Source organism: Halobacillus sp. B23F22_1 (genome assembly GCF_043497005.1).
Taxonomy (GTDB): domain Bacteria; phylum Bacillota; class Bacilli; order Bacillales; family Halobacillaceae; genus Halobacillus_A.
Genome location: NZ_JBIEKE010000002.1, coordinates 237,845 through 252,938, shown reverse-complemented (window position 1 = coordinate 252,938; position 15,094 = coordinate 237,845). Strand labels below are relative to the sequence as shown.

General features: G+C 38.5%; 15 protein-coding genes. 2 read left to right on the top strand and 13 right to left on the bottom strand.

Translation table 11 applies throughout. From position 1 onward, the window contains the following. Positions 1–69: 69 nt before the first annotated feature. The 8 genes from dnaK to gpr all read right to left on the bottom strand — a co-directional run bounded on the left by dnaK (position 70) and on the right by gpr (position 9,490). Positions 70–1,899, bottom strand: a complete 1,830-nt coding sequence (gene dnaK / locus ACGTNH_RS09010) for a molecular chaperone DnaK (protein ID WP_394586389.1) — start codon at positions 1,897–1,899, stop codon at positions 70–72. 38 nt (positions 1,900–1,937) lie between these two features. Further along, positions 1,938–2,489 (bottom strand): nucleotide exchange factor GrpE, encoded by a 552-nt coding sequence (gene grpE / locus ACGTNH_RS09005; RefSeq protein WP_394586388.1) that lies wholly within the window; start codon positions 2,487–2,489, stop codon positions 1,938–1,940. 138 nt (positions 2,490–2,627) lie between these two features. Further along, positions 2,628–3,650, bottom strand: coding sequence for a heat-inducible transcriptional repressor HrcA (gene hrcA / locus ACGTNH_RS09000; RefSeq protein ID WP_394586387.1), 1,023 nt, complete (start codon positions 3,648–3,650; stop codon positions 2,628–2,630). 98 nt (positions 3,651–3,748) lie between these two features. Further along, positions 3,749–4,888 (bottom strand): radical SAM family heme chaperone HemW, encoded by a 1,140-nt coding sequence (gene hemW / locus ACGTNH_RS08995; RefSeq protein WP_394586386.1) that lies wholly within the window; start codon positions 4,886–4,888, stop codon positions 3,749–3,751. A 66-nt stretch (positions 4,889–4,954) separates the two neighbouring features. Beyond that, positions 4,955–6,769, bottom strand: a complete 1,815-nt coding sequence (lepA, locus tag ACGTNH_RS08990; RefSeq protein WP_394586385.1) for a translation elongation factor 4 — start codon at positions 6,767–6,769, stop codon at positions 4,955–4,957. Positions 6,770–6,860: 91 nt separating this feature from the next. Beyond that, the gene (locus tag ACGTNH_RS08985; protein ID WP_394586384.1) at positions 6,861–7,130 is read right to left on the bottom strand and encodes a hypothetical protein; all 270 of its coding nucleotides are present in this window, start codon (positions 7,128–7,130) and stop codon (positions 6,861–6,863) included. A gap of 13 nt (positions 7,131–7,143) precedes the next feature. Continuing rightward, positions 7,144–8,313, bottom strand: coding sequence for a stage II sporulation protein P (gene spoIIP, locus ACGTNH_RS08980; RefSeq protein WP_394586383.1), 1,170 nt, complete (start codon positions 8,311–8,313; stop codon positions 7,144–7,146). A 79-nt stretch (positions 8,314–8,392) separates the two neighbouring features. Next, entirely contained in the window at positions 8,393–9,490 is a 1,098-nt protein-coding gene (gene gpr, locus ACGTNH_RS08975) for a GPR endopeptidase (protein WP_394586382.1), read from the bottom strand. Positions 9,491–9,642: 152 nt separating this feature from the next. Here gpr and rpsT point away from each other — a divergent pair, with 152 nt between their 5' ends. Beyond that, positions 9,643–9,903 carry a 30S ribosomal protein S20 gene (gene rpsT / locus ACGTNH_RS08970; protein ID WP_188375642.1) on the top strand — a complete coding sequence of 87 codons (261 nt, stop codon included), beginning with the start codon at positions 9,643–9,645 and terminating at the stop codon, positions 9,901–9,903. A gap of 102 nt (positions 9,904–10,005) precedes the next feature. Here rpsT and holA read toward each other — a convergent pair whose 3' ends face one another. Beyond that, positions 10,006–11,019, bottom strand: coding sequence for a DNA polymerase III subunit delta (gene holA, locus ACGTNH_RS08965; RefSeq protein WP_394586381.1), 1,014 nt, complete (start codon positions 11,017–11,019; stop codon positions 10,006–10,008). 333 nt (positions 11,020–11,352) lie between these two features. Between holA and ACGTNH_RS08960 the strand changes: the two genes are divergently transcribed. Then, positions 11,353–11,487 carry a YqzM family protein gene (locus ACGTNH_RS08960; RefSeq protein WP_188375641.1) on the top strand — a complete coding sequence of 45 codons (135 nt, stop codon included), beginning with the start codon at positions 11,353–11,355 and terminating at the stop codon, positions 11,485–11,487. 43 nt (positions 11,488–11,530) lie between these two features. On the opposite strand, the gene ACGTNH_RS08955 is transcribed toward ACGTNH_RS08960, so the two are convergent. The 4 genes from ACGTNH_RS08955 to ACGTNH_RS08940 all read right to left on the bottom strand — a co-directional run bounded on the left by ACGTNH_RS08955 (position 11,531) and on the right by ACGTNH_RS08940 (position 15,024). Continuing rightward, positions 11,531–12,598 (bottom strand): DNA internalization-related competence protein ComEC/Rec2, encoded by a 1,068-nt coding sequence (locus ACGTNH_RS08955; protein ID WP_394587679.1) that lies wholly within the window; start codon positions 12,596–12,598, stop codon positions 11,531–11,533. Beyond that, a complete protein-coding gene (locus ACGTNH_RS08950) occupies positions 12,598–13,782 on the bottom strand; it encodes a ComEC/Rec2 family competence protein (protein ID WP_394586380.1) in 1,185 nt (394 codons plus the stop codon). The genes ACGTNH_RS08955 and ACGTNH_RS08950 overlap by 1 nt, the downstream gene beginning before the upstream one ends. Beyond that, positions 13,772–14,356 (bottom strand): ComE operon protein 2, encoded by a 585-nt coding sequence (locus ACGTNH_RS08945; RefSeq protein WP_394586379.1) that lies wholly within the window; start codon positions 14,354–14,356, stop codon positions 13,772–13,774. Before ACGTNH_RS08945 ends, ACGTNH_RS08950 begins: the two co-directional genes overlap by 11 nt. 71 nt (positions 14,357–14,427) lie before the next feature. After that, positions 14,428–15,024: a helix-hairpin-helix domain-containing protein gene (locus ACGTNH_RS08940; protein ID WP_394587678.1), complete on the bottom strand. Its 597-nt coding sequence runs from the start codon at positions 15,022–15,024 to the stop codon at positions 14,428–14,430. Between the last annotated feature and the right edge of the window lie 70 nt (positions 15,025–15,094).

Here is a 15,094-nt window from a genome sequence, read left to right as displayed (position 1 = left end):
ACAGAATGGCCATACCTGAAAAAAGTCAAAGTCAAGATGATCCTGACTTTGACTTTTTCTTTTCAACCATTACTTTTTGTTTTCGTCCTCGTTAACTTCTTCATAATCTGCATCTACAACATCGTCTTCAGCATTTCCTTGCTCGCCTTGAGCAGCTTCAGCTTGTTGTTGAGCTTGTTCATAGAGTTTAACGGAAAGGTTCTGAACTTGTTCTTGAAGAGCTTCTTTCTTCTCTTTAATAACTTCAAGATCTTCCCCTTCTAAAGCAGTTTTCAATTCTTCTTTTGCTGATTCAGCTTTATCTTTCTCTTCATCAGAAACTTGATCGCCTAGATCTTTGATCGTTTTATCTGTAGTGAAGACCAGCTGGTCAGCTTCATTCCGCAGTTCAATCGCTTCACGTTTCTTCTTATCTTCTTCAGCGTTTTCTTCAGCCTGACGAACCATTTCTTCTACTTCATCGTCAGAAAGACCAGAAGAAGACTTAATAGTAATAGACTGCTCTTTATTCGTGCCCATATCTTTCGCACGGACATTCACGATACCATTCGCATCAATATCGAAGCTTACTTCGATTTGAGGTACACCACGAGGTGCTGGCGGGATATCTGTCAATTGGAAACGGCCAAGCGTTTTGTTGTCTTGAGCCATTTCACGCTCCCCTTGAAGGACATGAATGTCAACAGCAGTTTGGTTGTCAGCAGCAGTAGAAAATACTTGAGAGTGACTAGTTGGGATTGTTGTATTACGCTCAATTAGCTTCGTTGTTACACCGCCCATAGTTTCGATACCAAGAGAAAGTGGTGTAACGTCTAGAAGAACAACATCTTTAACATCACCCTGAAGGACTCCGCCCTGGATAGAAGCACCTAGTGCTACTACTTCATCTGGGTTTACACCTTTAGAAGGGTCTTTCCCTACTTCTTTCTTAATCGCTTCTTGTACAGCAGGGATACGAGTAGATCCACCAACAAGAATTACCTTGTGAATTTCATTAGAGCTTAATCCAGCATCTTTAATAGCCTGACGAGTAGGTTTCATTGAACGCTCGATTAGGCCAGAAGCCAACTCTTCAAATTTAGCACGTGTCAGCGTCATTTCTAAGTGAAGCGGACCTGCTTCTCCGGCTGTAATAAAAGGAAGAGAAATTTGAGTTTGAGCTACACCTGAAAGATCTTTTTTCGCTTTCTCTGCAGCATCTTTCAAACGCTGTTTAGCCATTTTGTCTTGTGATAAATCAATTCCATTTTCTTTCTTAAATTCAGCAACCATGTGATCGATAATGACTTCATCAAAATCATCGCCGCCAAGGCGGTTATCACCAGCTGTAGCTACAACCTCAAAAGTACCGTCACCGATGTCTAGAATAGAAACATCAAACGTACCGCCTCCAAGGTCATAAACTAGAATCGTCTGGTCTTGATCTTCTTTATCAATACCATAAGCAAGAGCAGCTGCCGTTGGCTCGTTAATAATTCGTTCTACTTCTAATCCAGCAATTTTACCTGCATCTTTAGTTGCCTGACGTTCCGCATCATTAAAGTAGGCTGGCACTGTAACTACTGCTTTTTCTACAGTCTCGCCAAGATAATCTTCAGCGTACCCTTTGATATACTGAAGGATTATTGCTGATACTTCTTGAGGAGTGTACTCCTTCCCTTCTACTTCTACTTTGTGGTCTGTTCCCATGTAACGTTTAATAGAAAGAATCGTATTTGGATTAGTGATCGCTTGACGCTTAGCTACTTCACCAACCTGGCGTTCCCCATTTTTAAACGCTACAGCTGAAGGAGTTGTACGGTTACCTTCCGGGTTAGGGATAACCTTCGCTTCTCCCCCCTCCATAACTGCCACACAAGAGTTCGTTGTTCCTAAGTCAATTCCAATGATCTTACTCATAAATTTATCCTCCTCTACATTATTTAAATATCAATTCATTATTGATTTACTTTTACCATTGCCGGGCGAATAACACGATCATTTAATCGATACCCTTTCTGAAGCTGCTCAACAACTACATTGGATTCATAGTTATCATCTTCCACTTGCATAACTGCTTGGTGCAAGTGGGGATCGAATACTTCTCCTTGAGCTGGAATTTCTTCCACGCCTTCTTTATCAAGAGCAGCTTGGAATTGGTCATAAACCATTTTCATTCCGCTGGCAAAATTTTGAGCGGATTCTCCATCTACTTCAACTTGTAAAGCTCTTTCAAAATTGTCTAATACAGGAATGAGCTCTTCAACTAAAGATTGAGCTTTATATTTCCGATCGGCCTCTTTCTCTTTTTGAGTGCGGCGACGAAAGTTATCATAATCAGCCTGAAGACGAAGAAGGCGATTGTGGATTTCTTCTTTTTCTTCCCGAAGCTGATCCAGTTCACTATTTTCTTCGACTACTTCAGCCTGGCTTTTTTCAGCAGTTTCATTTTCATTTGATTGATCAATAATCTCTTGTTCTGAAACTTCTTTTTGCTTTTTTTCTTCCATGACGTACACCTCCTTAGTTCCCTAACACCGTTATGACTATAACATGAATTTATATTCTTAAAAAAGCAAAAGACAAAAAGAAGCGATGGGATATCTTACCTCCCCATCTGTTATTCCTTCTACACTGCGCAGCTAAAACTAGTACCACGCTCGGAATGTATCTGTCATTTGCTTAGATAACACATTTAAAAGTGAAACAACACGGTTATATTCCATTCTTGTTGGACCCAGCAAAGCGATTGTACCCACTTGTTCGTTACCTAGCGTATAACTTGCAGTAATTAAACTGCAGTTTTGCATAGCATCAAATGGGTTTTCATGACCAATTCGGACATGAACTCCTTTTTCACCTGACCTTAAAAGATCAGCCATTTCATTCTCTCTTTCAATAATGCCATACAAGGAGCGAACTTTATCTAAATCCTTAAATTCCGGCTGCCTTAAGATGTTCGTTTTTCCACCAACGTATAATTTTGTCTGGTGATCATCTAATAAAGCGGCTTGCAAGTACGTAAATGCGTGTTCATGTTGATCTGTATGAGATTTTATTAAATCAAAAACCTCAGACTGCAGCTTTTCATATAGATGCACAAGTGGAATGCCTCTTAAACGATCATTTAAAATGTTCACCATTGTTTCTAATTGAGAGTGATCCATTTCAACAGGTACATTAAAAGCTCTATGTTCCACATGTCCTGTATCTGTAACTAAAATCGCTATCGCAGATTGATCATTTAGAGGAACAATCTGCAGCTGCTTTAGTTTTGTCTCAAATACTTCAGGGCCGAGAATAATGGATGTGTAATTTGTGAGCTCCGATAAAATGCCCGCAGACTTTTGAACGACTCTTTCAAATTCCATTCTTCGGTCATTGAATGCTTGCTTAATCGTCCTCAACTCTTGGTTAGATAACCGGAGAGGTGATAGCAAATGATCGACATAAAAGCGATAACCTTTCTCAGAAGGAACTCGTCCCGAAGAAGAATGAGTTTTTTCTAAAAATCCCATCTCTTCTAAATCGGCCATTTCATTTCTAATTGTAGCAGAACTGTGAGTGATCTCGTCCTTCTTTGACAATGACCTTGAACCTACAGGTTGCGCAGTAAGGATAAACTCATCAATTATGACTTGCAGAATTAATAACTGCCTATCCGTTAACATCGATAATCACCCCTGTTAGCACTCGATTTAAGTGAGTGCTAAATCTAATAATAAATTATCAAAAGGCCTAATCGTTGTCAATGGATATACTTCGTTTTTTAGCTTTCTAAAAGAAATTCCTGAAAAACTTCATTCCCTAACAGTCTGCCGCGTTCTGTAAGAAATACATTTCCATTTCCTTCTTTTAATAATCCTCTTTGCTTCAAATATGGAACAGCATCTTTAAATACACTTTCAATCGTACATCCGTATTTTTCTTCAAAGCGTCCAGTAGACACTCCTTCCACTTTTCTTAGGCCGAGAAACATTTCTTCTTCCATTTGTTCTTTCGTACCTACAGTCTCTTTATGCAATATTGGTTTTCCATTAGACATAGCCTGCTTTACATAAGCAGGCAGCGGTCGAATATTAATCGTACGCACTCCCGGCAGATAGCCATGAGCACCTGCACCTATCCCGAAATAATGCTCATTATTCCAGTATGTCAAATTGTGCTGACTCTCATAACCCGGTTTAGCAAAATTACTAATTTCGTATTGACAGACCCCTTGAGCAGCTAATTTAGTTTGAAGAAGCTCGTACATTTCAGCTTCTTCTTCCTCAGGAGGCTTAATAAGTTTCCCTTTTTTATAACGTTGATAGAAAATAGTCTTTGGTTCTATTTGCAATGAATAGGAAGAATAATGAGGAAGGTTAAACTGCAGAGCTTCATCTATAGTTGCCTCAAAATCTTTTACTGACTGGCCTGGCAAGGCATACATTAAATCAATGCTAATGTTTGTTAAACCCTCATTAATTAAGCGGCCAACATTCGTATAAACATCTTTTACTTGATGAACTCTTCCTATCTTTTCTAACATGACATCGTCAAAAACCTGAACCCCTAGAGAAATACGATTAACTCCATAAGCTTTTAACAGCTTCACTTTATCTAAATCTAAATCACCGGGATTCGCTTCAAAGGTGTATTCAGCGCATTGAGAAATATCAAAGTGTTCATTAATCATTTTCAATAACTTCTCCAATTGCTGCGCATTTAAAGCCGTAGGTGTACCTCCCCCTACGAATATCGTTTGAACCCGTGCTTTTTCTAAAGGAACATACGTATGAATTTCTTTCTCTAACGCTTCTAAATACTCATCAGCGAGACGTTCATTATAAAAGAATTTCGTGAAATCACAGTAATGACAAATCTGCTGACAAAATGGAATATGGATATATGCTGAAGAAATATTCATGCTGCCCAACCTTTCATAAGGAAAACCGCAAGAGTAGTGCCCCTGCGGTCCATAACCTTACATATATTAATCATCGTCAATCTCTAATACGGACATAAACGCTTCTTGTGGTACTTCTACTGAACCTACCATCTTCATACGTTTTTTACCTTCTTTTTGCTTCTCAAGCAGTTTACGCTTACGGGAAATATCTCCCCCGTAACATTTAGAGAGTACATTCTTACGCATAGCTTTTATCGTTGTTCGAGCTACAATCTTATTACCGATTGCTGCCTGCACCGGTACTTCAAATTGTTGTCTAGGGATCAGCTTTTTCAGTTTTTCTGCAATAATTTTTCCTCTTTCATAAGCAAAATCACGATGAACTATAAATGATAACGCATCAATCGTATCGCCATTTAGCAGAATATCCATCTTAACTAAGTTAGAAGTACGATATCCTACAAGCTCATAGTCGAATGAAGCGTATCCTTTTGTTTGAGACTTCAACGAATCAAAGAAATCATAAACAATTTCAGAAAGAGGAATTTCATAGATGATGTTGACGCGGTTGTCATCCAGGTATTGCATATCCAAAAAATTACCGCGCTTACGCTGACAAATTTCCATGACTGGTCCTACGTAATCGTTAGGTACCATTATGGTCGCTTTCACGTAAGGTTCTTGAACTTCTTCCACCTTTTGATTATCCGGCATCATAGACGGGTTATCAACTTCTACCTCACTGCCATCTGTAAGTTTCACTGAATAAATTACACTTGGCGCCGTCGTAATTAGATCAATTTTGTATTCACGTTCGATTCTTTCCTGAATAATTTCCATGTGCAACATGCCAAGAAAGCCACACCTAAAACCAAATCCTAAGGCTTGAGAAGTTTCCGGCTCAAACTGCAAAGAGGAATCATTCAATTCTAACCTTTCTAAAGCATCTCGCAAGTCATTATAATTACTTGCATCTACAGGATAAAGCCCACAAAACACCATCGGGTTCATTTTTTTGTAACCCGGAAGCGGCTCTGATGCTGGTCGGTTTGCTTGAGTAATCGTATCACCGACACGAGAATCGCCTATGTTCTTAATCGAAGCTGTTAAATATCCAACATCACCCACGTTCAACTCTTTCAGCGGGGTAGGTGTAGGCCGGAACACACCCACTTCGTTTACTTCAAAGACTTTTTCAGTAGCCATCATCTTTATTTGGTCGCCGACTTTGACAGACCCTTCACGAACACAAGTATATGCAACTACCCCTCGGTAAGAATCATACAAAGAATCAAAGATAAGTGCTTTCAAAGGATCCTCAGGGTTGCCCTCTGGCGCCGGAATGTCTGAAACAATACGTTCAAGAATTTCATCAATCCCAACTCCTTCTTTGGCGGAGGCTAGAATAGCGTCTGATGCATCAATTCCAATTACATCTTCAATTTCCTGTTTAATTCTTTCTGGATCAGCTCCAGGGAGATCAATTTTATTAATAACAGGGATAATTTCTAAATCGTTCTCTAAAGCTAAATAAACATTCGCTAAAGTTTGCGCTTCAATTCCTTGAGCAGCATCTACAACAAGGATTGCCCCTTCACAAGCTGCAAGACTTCGGGACACTTCATATGTAAAATCTACATGCCCTGGTGTATCAATTAAATGAAACGTGTAGTCTTGTTGGTCATTCGCTGTGTAACTAAGTTGGACGGCGTTTAGCTTAATTGTAATACCTCGTTCTCTTTCTAAATCCATCGCATCTAAAAACTGCTCCTTCATCTCTCTCTGCGTTAGAGCATTCGTTTTCTCCAGAATTCGGTCTGCAAGTGTCGATTTCCCATGATCTATATGAGCAATAATCGAGAAATTGCGTACCCTTTCCTGTTTTGGTCGTGTTGTCATCTTCATCACTCCTACTATTTCGGCACACCTATCTATGATGATTATAGCAATAGGAATGGCTTGATTCAATCAATAGTCCATAAAATCATGATCAGTTCGAACCAACGAAGGAATATAGTAATAATAATATGAAATCAAACCCGTGACTGACGCCTTCACCAAGTCCGTCAGCCACTTGAGCTATAAATGGCGGATCTTCATTAAATTTATTGTAACCGCACGCTTTATCTTCTTGTTTTATTTCAGTCTCTTGTACTACAGCTTGGTGCACCATTTCGTCTTTAGTATCTTGTTTAATTCCATAAAGTGATCCTCCTACAAAGAGAAACAACCCGCACATAATGAGAACCAGGATCTTCAAAGAATCCCCTCCTTTAATCGTTCTCAGAAACTTCTTCAGCCTGCCAATAGTACTCACTAAACACCTCGCCTACTGCTTCTGCTGAACGATAAAGCTCATCTAAGTTATTTTCTACCCCGCCAAATTCAATCAAGCTTGCATTTGGATCCAGATCTTGATTATATATGCCATCTACTCCAGACCCTTTCTTCGTAATAACACCACGACTTAAACCTGGAAACTCTTTTTCAAGGCGTTCATGTAGTTCTGTAGCTAACTTCAGATTCTTTTCATATTGGCTATGCTCTGCTCCTATAACGAAAATCGTCCTAGCGTAATTTTTGCCATCGATTTCGACGGTGGTTACATCACGAGGGAGGCTATCTCTATGAAGATCAAAAAAATAATTAAAGGTTTTTGTTTCTGCAATGGCACTTTCCACTACAGTACGTGCCGCATCATATGACTGATGGTATTCCATATTTTTGTCTTTTAATACAGCGGACATATCAGTGTAATCCACAGAAGATCCTATTCCATTTCTTTCTAAAGTTTCTGCTAACCTCTTACCAACTAACGTAATATTAACTTCTCCGTGAAAGGCTTCTGCAGCAGGGGTGTTATCAGGTAAGTGAGGTAAGAATGATTCTCTATTGTGAGTATGGTAAATAAATACTTTTGGATCATTTGCCCCTTCTTCAGTTTCTTTTTCTTCTTCACGATTTTGGTCATTTTGCTCCGCATCTTTTGCTTCCCGATCTTTCTGCACGACATCCACTGGTGCTTCTGATTCTATAGGTAATGTAGTATAGTCTGTCCCTTCTCCTGCAATAACAATTTCACTGTTGTAAGACGATAACCCCGGGATTTCTCTTCCAAGCAGACTCCTTAGATCATGTGGCTTTACGTTAGTTAACAGCTGAAAGGAAAGTGCGGAAAGACTAGGTAGTTTTGCCCCCTCTGGGTGAGCCTCAGCAAACTTGCGATTTTCCATTTCAAACAAATGGATAAAAGCCTCCCCACCTATTTGCGTGGTAAAATTCTGGATGTTTGAAGAATATAACTTGTATGTAGTCTTTGCCCCAGTAAGTAGACCTACCCCTATAAATAAAAGTAAAATAATGAGGATAGCTCCAGCTAGCAGAACTGACCATTTCTTAAATATATTGGGATTTCTTTTCTTGAATTTTTGAATAGATCCCATCGTTCTATTCCCCCTAACATGGACTCTAGTAAATCCTATGTCAGGGAAAATTATAATAGAACGAGTTCTCTTAAATAGATTAGAATCTTGTATAGGAAGAAGATTCTCCTTCTTCTATTTCTTCATGTAAAGCACTATTAATACCAGACGCAATGACGTTTGCCATATCGTGCACAAAAGCATCAACTTCTTTAGGAGTAACCATTAAATTATGGCCTAACGGAGTTAACACCTCTTTTATTAATTGCTTTTTCTCTTCAACCCCTAATTGACCAAGCATCCCGAGCACAGCTTTACGCTCATTGTCTCCAGGCATATCTTCTTCAGTGAGCGTTTTTCTTTCGAATGGATTCATAGAAGGTGATAGAGCATTTGATGGTCTGTCTTTCTCCTGCCACTCTCTCCCAAAATGCTTTAAAATATAATCGATACTATCGTTTGTAATTGTAACTGCGTCGACTACGGTAGGCACGCCGATTGAGATAACGGGTATACCATACGTTTCCTTACTAATTTCTTTACGTTTATTCCCAACACCAGAACCCGGATGTATGCCTGTATCTGAAATTTGAATTGTAGCGTTAATCCTATCAATGGATCTAGAAGCAAGGGCATCCACTGCGATGACGAAATCTGGATTAATCTCATGAATAATCCCGTGAATCATATCACTGGTTTCAATCCCAGTAACTCCCATAACCCCCGGAGAGACAGCCGATACAGGCCGATAACCGTTTGCCACCGTTTCAGGGTGAAGTTCAAACAAGTGACTTGTAACAACAACTTCATTCATAACAAGCGGTCCAATGGCATCTGGAGTGACATTATGATTACCCAGTCCTACTATTAAACAACGCTCAGACTCTTTAATCCCTAAAGCTTCCATCACCTTTTTTAATTGTCTGGAGAGACACGTTGCCAGTCTTACCTGCATCTCAGTATCCTGCTTACGAATAGCAAGCGACTCAAGTGTAATATAGCTTCCAGCTTTTTTGCCGATTCGTTCCGCTCCTGCTTGATCTACTTTCACATAGGTTAGAGTAATATCTTCAAATTTCTCTTCGTTCACGGTCACCCCATCTTCGGATTGACTCCGATCCTCCTCTGGATGAACATTCATTTCTTGTGCTTCTAAAGCTAAATCCGTACGAACCGAAAATTCTTCCTGGTTTGACATGTTTTCAGACCTCCTTACGAATAAGTTTTCCTTTGATTATCGTTACTATGCAAATGTTCAAAGGAAACCTATTGAAAACACTCGGACGCTTTGGTAAAATGACTCTTGTTCGATATGAACGAGTTTAATGTTTTTACCTGGGAGGTGAAACCATGCCTAATATTAAATCAGCTAAGAAACGTGTACGTGTTAACCATGATGCTCGCGCTCTTAACGCTGCTTTCAAATCTGATATGCGTTCGGCAGTTAAACGTGTAGAGAAGTTAGCAGCAAGCAAAGAAGCAGACCAAGCTAAAGAAGCACTAGCCACAGCCGTTAAGAAAATTGACAAAGCTGTACAACGCGGTGCCCTTCACAAAAACAACGGGAATCGTACGAAGTCTCGTTTATCTAAAAAAGTTAACGCGCTTTAATGAATTACGTTTTTTATGACCAACAGACGATCCTTACTAAAGGATCGTTTTTATCTGCACATAAAAGCCTTCAAGCATGATCTGCTTGAAGGCTTTTTATACCTAACGTGTTTGAATATAGAATCCATTTTGTTTGATATGGATCAACTTGTAAAGCAGCAATTCAAAAGCTAATTCTTTTTCCATCAGCCCTTGTTTCATCATTAAATCTGTCTCCGCTAATTCCTGAATAATATGGTTGACCTCCTCTGTAGTGAAAGCTCTCTCTCTTTTTAATGCCATCTTTATAACAAAAGGATGAGCTTTTACATAATCGCGCATTTGATTTTGAGCATACCCTTTTTGTTTTAATGTTTTAACTTGACTTATAATTCTAAACTGAGAAGCCAATAATGCAACTAAAGATATCGGCTCCTCGTTTGCTTTCAGCAAATCTTTAAAAAGCATGATGGCTTTCCCTAAGTTTTTTTCCATTACGGCGTCCACCATCTTTAACCCCGATGTTTCTGCACTATGTGATAGTAGATCTTCTGCTAATTCACGTGTAACTAGTCCACCTTCTCCAACATTCAAGGCCAACTTCTCCATTTCATTTCGAAGAGCAAGCAAGTTTGTCCCCACTTCTTGTGCAAAGAGCTCGTGAATGGACTCCGGTATAGTTATATGTAAATCATTTGCAATGGACTGAATCCATTTATCAATATCCCATTCTTTCACAGGCTGTAGCGATTGCACCTCAGCATGTTTCTTTAATTGCTTAAATACCTTTTTTCTCTCATCTAATTTTTCATAAGGTGCGATTAATAGAAGCACGCTATATTCAGGAGGGTTTTCTATGTAACGCAGTAATGAGTCAATATCGTGTTCAAATGCTAATGGCTCTGGTCTTGCTTTTAAAAATACTGGGTTATAAGCAATGACAACTTTATTGTCCCCTAAAAAAGGAAACGTTTCAGCATCTGTTATTACATCTTCGATGGGAATTTCTTCTAAATCATATTGAGAAATATTAAATTCCCGATCTTCTGGAACGAGCGTTTGTTCAATGATCTTTTTTTTATGATTTTGTATTAAATAATCTTCGGCCCCGTATAATAAGTAAATCTTTTTAGCCACAGTTTGACTTCCTTTCCCCTGGTAAAAAAAATTGCGGTGGTGTCTCTTACTGGAGATGTTTTCGTTATACCATTCTATGGTTAAACTATAACATCTGTCAAAACATCACCACCGCAAGCATCTATATAAACGTTACTTTTATAACCCCGGACGCTATAAAAGTAAACGATGTTGTCTCCCTCATGAGTTTAGTGTGACCGTTTAGGGGAGAATTATCTTTGACAAGTCTTGCTAGAAGAGGCAATGAAAAAGCGAATAGAGGATCACTTACAAAGCATGTGGATTTTTGATCATTTATCACTTATAATGGAAAATGATATAGGAGGGGTAACCATGAATGAATTTAAGAAAGATATTCAATCTAAAACAAATGACGTCATTGATTCTGGCATCGGGTTTGTCGCTTCATTTGTTTTCTTCTTCGTCATTTTTGGGATAGGCGTATTATTCTCAGTTATTGGACAATAATCCATAATGAAGATGAAAGGCTGCTTATAGTAAGCAGTCTTTTTTAATTTCTTTCCGCATTATACGTCAGGTGAGGTAAAAACGTTCCATTATCACCTTTAAATAAAAACCTCACTCCTCCGTGCTTGTCTGTCCTGAAAACCAAACTCCCTTGTTCTTCAATGGCTTCAATAACCTCTGCATGCGGATGGCCGTAACTGTTATCGCGGCCAACCGAAATTAACGCTACTTGTGGGCTAAGGTGCTTTAGCCAGTTCGGATCTGTAGAAGTGTGGCTGCCATGATGACCGACCTTCAAAACATCTGCACTTAATTCAGGATAAGATTTTATTAAGTTCTTTTCTATCTGTTTTGAAATATCCCCTGTAAAAACCCAACTCAACCCACCTAACTCAGTATAAATGACTAAGGAATTTTCATTTGAATCTTCATGATCTTCCCCGGGATGCAGAATATAGAAAGAATAATTAGAAAAAACTAAAGCATCACCTTCCTTTACGATTCGTTTGTTTTTTAGTTCTTCATTATAGTAAGGACTAACGTAAATTCCTTCAATGAGAAAGGCAGAGTCGAGGTATTCTACACTTCCGCTATGATCTTGATCATTATGGGAAATGATTAAAGCATCGATCTTCTTTATGCCATTAGACTTTAAAAAGGGTTCAATGATGTAGTCTGAAGTGCTTGAAGGGTTATTAGTAAACAAAGAAGGACCTGCAGCATCAATCATAATTACTCCTTTCCTATAAGGTAGTTCTATAACAAAGGTGTCCCCTTGGCCCACGTCAAGCATCGTAACTTTGCCAAATGGGCTGATGTAAGGAAGTAAGCAATAAGCAACCAAAAGAAGGACAAGCAAGGTACCTGAGATAAAAGCCTTTTGCAAATGGTCAACGCTCCACTTTTTCATCATAATAGTAAAAATCACTAAATAAAGGCCACCCCAAATGATCGGCAGCTGACCTATTACCCATTGAATATTCAATTCACTGCTCAAAATCATGATGCTCTTTAGAATATACTCATGTGCTTTGATAAAAACAAAAGATAACTCGCTTGCTATCGAAGGAAAAACTAAACAAAAGAAGACAATTAGTAAATTAAAAGGAATTACAAAAAAAGAAAAAAAGGAACAAGTAATAAATTTAAAAATAAAGAGAGGGGGTTGAATTCATAAAAATGATATAGCTGGATAGGAAGAATTGCTAATTGGCTCACTAAACTAATAATAGCCGAGATAACTAGTGGAGGTTTAGTCCTTAACAGAGGAATGGATAGCAATAAAGCGAAAGTAACAAGAAATGAAAATTGAAAGCCTAAATGGAATAAGTAATTAGGCTTTAAGAAAAGAAGCCCAAGAGCTATTAAAGAAATTACATCACTCATGTTTATTCTTATTTTAAAAATATTAAGTATTATTAGAATGATGGCCATAAAAGAAGCTCTTAACACAGAAGGTTCGGCTCCGGCTAAAAAGCAAAAGATTGGAATAATTATTAATAAGGCCCCTCTCGTTTGCTCAAAAGTGGTTACACCGGTTCGAAACAAAACAAACGTTAGAGCTCCAATAAATAATCCTACATGCAACCCAGATATCGCCAATAAATGAGAAAGATTAAAATCTCTAAACCATTCGATAATCTCATCACTCAATAGACTGCTCTCCCCAAAAATTAACGCAGCAGCCCATATAAATGCTTCTTCTTCAATCGTCCGTTTTACTAGTTCAATAATGGAGTTTCGTGCTTGATAAAAATAGTTTAAAAACGAAGAGCCCTTGCAGGAGAGGTGATGAGGAGATTCGAGAAGGATCTCGGAGTAAATTCCTTGTTGAGCTAAATAATTACGGTAATTAAACTCGCCAGAATTTCTTGAAGTTTCGGGAGATCGGTGTATACCTTTTACTTCACAGTATGATCCATATTTAAACTGAGTAACGACAGCTTCATCTGTTTCCACCTCGCTCTTATAATATTGAAGAATAGATGTTTCATCTGAGGAAGTATGTTCAAACAGAACTCGTATGGTGGAATCGGTTTCTGTTACGGGAGATATAATTTTACCTGTGAGGTCCACCTCTTGTTCAATACTTTCAGAAGAGGGAATGGAAGGTGAATAGAAAATAAAACCGAAAATGAAAAAGAGTATGAAACCTCCCCTCCATTTCCAGTATTGAATTCTAAATATCCACAACAAAAAAGTTATGAGAAACACCAGGTTTGTTAACTTATCTAAAACACCAAATAAGCTACCAAACAGAAACGCAAAAACAAAAAGATGCAGGTTACCGTTCATACGTTTTTTCAAATGGAGCATGAAATAATTGATGTGCACGTTCCTTTAATACGCTTATCTTATCAGTATTAGTTTCATTATTTTCGATGTGTTCAATAAGCTCGTTTACAAATTGCGCTTTTTCCAGCGATTCCCCAGCTGTTTCATTCGGATGTTCAACTTTAACCATTTTAACATTTGCGTTCTCTAATAACTGAATGGCATAAGGGTGATTACGATAATCCTCACTATAATAAACCGCTTGAATGCCTGCCTGTATAATGGCTTTAGTGCAATGTAAGCAAGGGAAATGCGTTACATATATCTCAGCACCTTCCGTAGCAACACCAAATTTAGAGCACTGAAGTAAAGCATTCATTTCTGCGTGGATCGTACGTACACAATGTCCATCTATAACGTAACATCCTTCATCTATACAATGAACTCCGCCACTGACACTTCCATTATATCCTCCAGCAATCATGCGTTTATCCCGGATGATTACAGCTCCGACTGCCAGGCGTTGGCACGTACTACGTGTTTTTAATAAATAACTCTGTGCCATAAAATAATGATCCCATGATATTCTCTCCATCCTACTGACTCCTTTTCCTTCACTATTTTTTCAAGTGTACTCCGACTAATAACGCTCGTCAATAAACCCATTTATGGAATTTGAATGTGTTCCTCTAACGTTTCCAGGGTCTTTTCGCCGATCCCAGATACGTCTAAAAGTGAATCAGCATCCTTAAACAAACCCTTCTCGTCACGATATTGAACAATTGCATCTGCTTTGGACGGCCCTATTCCTGGCAGTGTTTGAATCTCCTCCAAATCTGCATAATTAATTCGTACTTTTGCAGGGGCACTTGCAGGGCCAGCTGTAGATTCAACCAATGAGCTTTCTTCAACTTGGCTAGTGACTAATATCACCATTTCATCCTGTACTTTCTGAGCCAAGTTGACACTTGTCTCATCAGCTTGGTCAGTTAACCCTCCAGCTAATTGAATGACATCATTAACTCTTTCTGCTTCTCCTATTTCATAAATTCCAGGGTTTATGACTTCACCTTTAACATCTACAAAAACACCAGCAGAAAGTTCGTCTTTTGTTTCATCTGTTACTATTGCGGGCATCTCTATTTTTTCAGCAGTCAGCGCATTTTCCAGCTTTACACCACCTTTCTGCTTAAGGTTAACAAACATAAGTACCATAAATATAAATATGATCAGACCAATCCACCCATATTTTTTAAAAAACACCAAAGACTTCAACTTCCTTTCATAATTTAAAATAGCGTGAATAAAGTAATTAGGTAAACGAAAAGGAGGA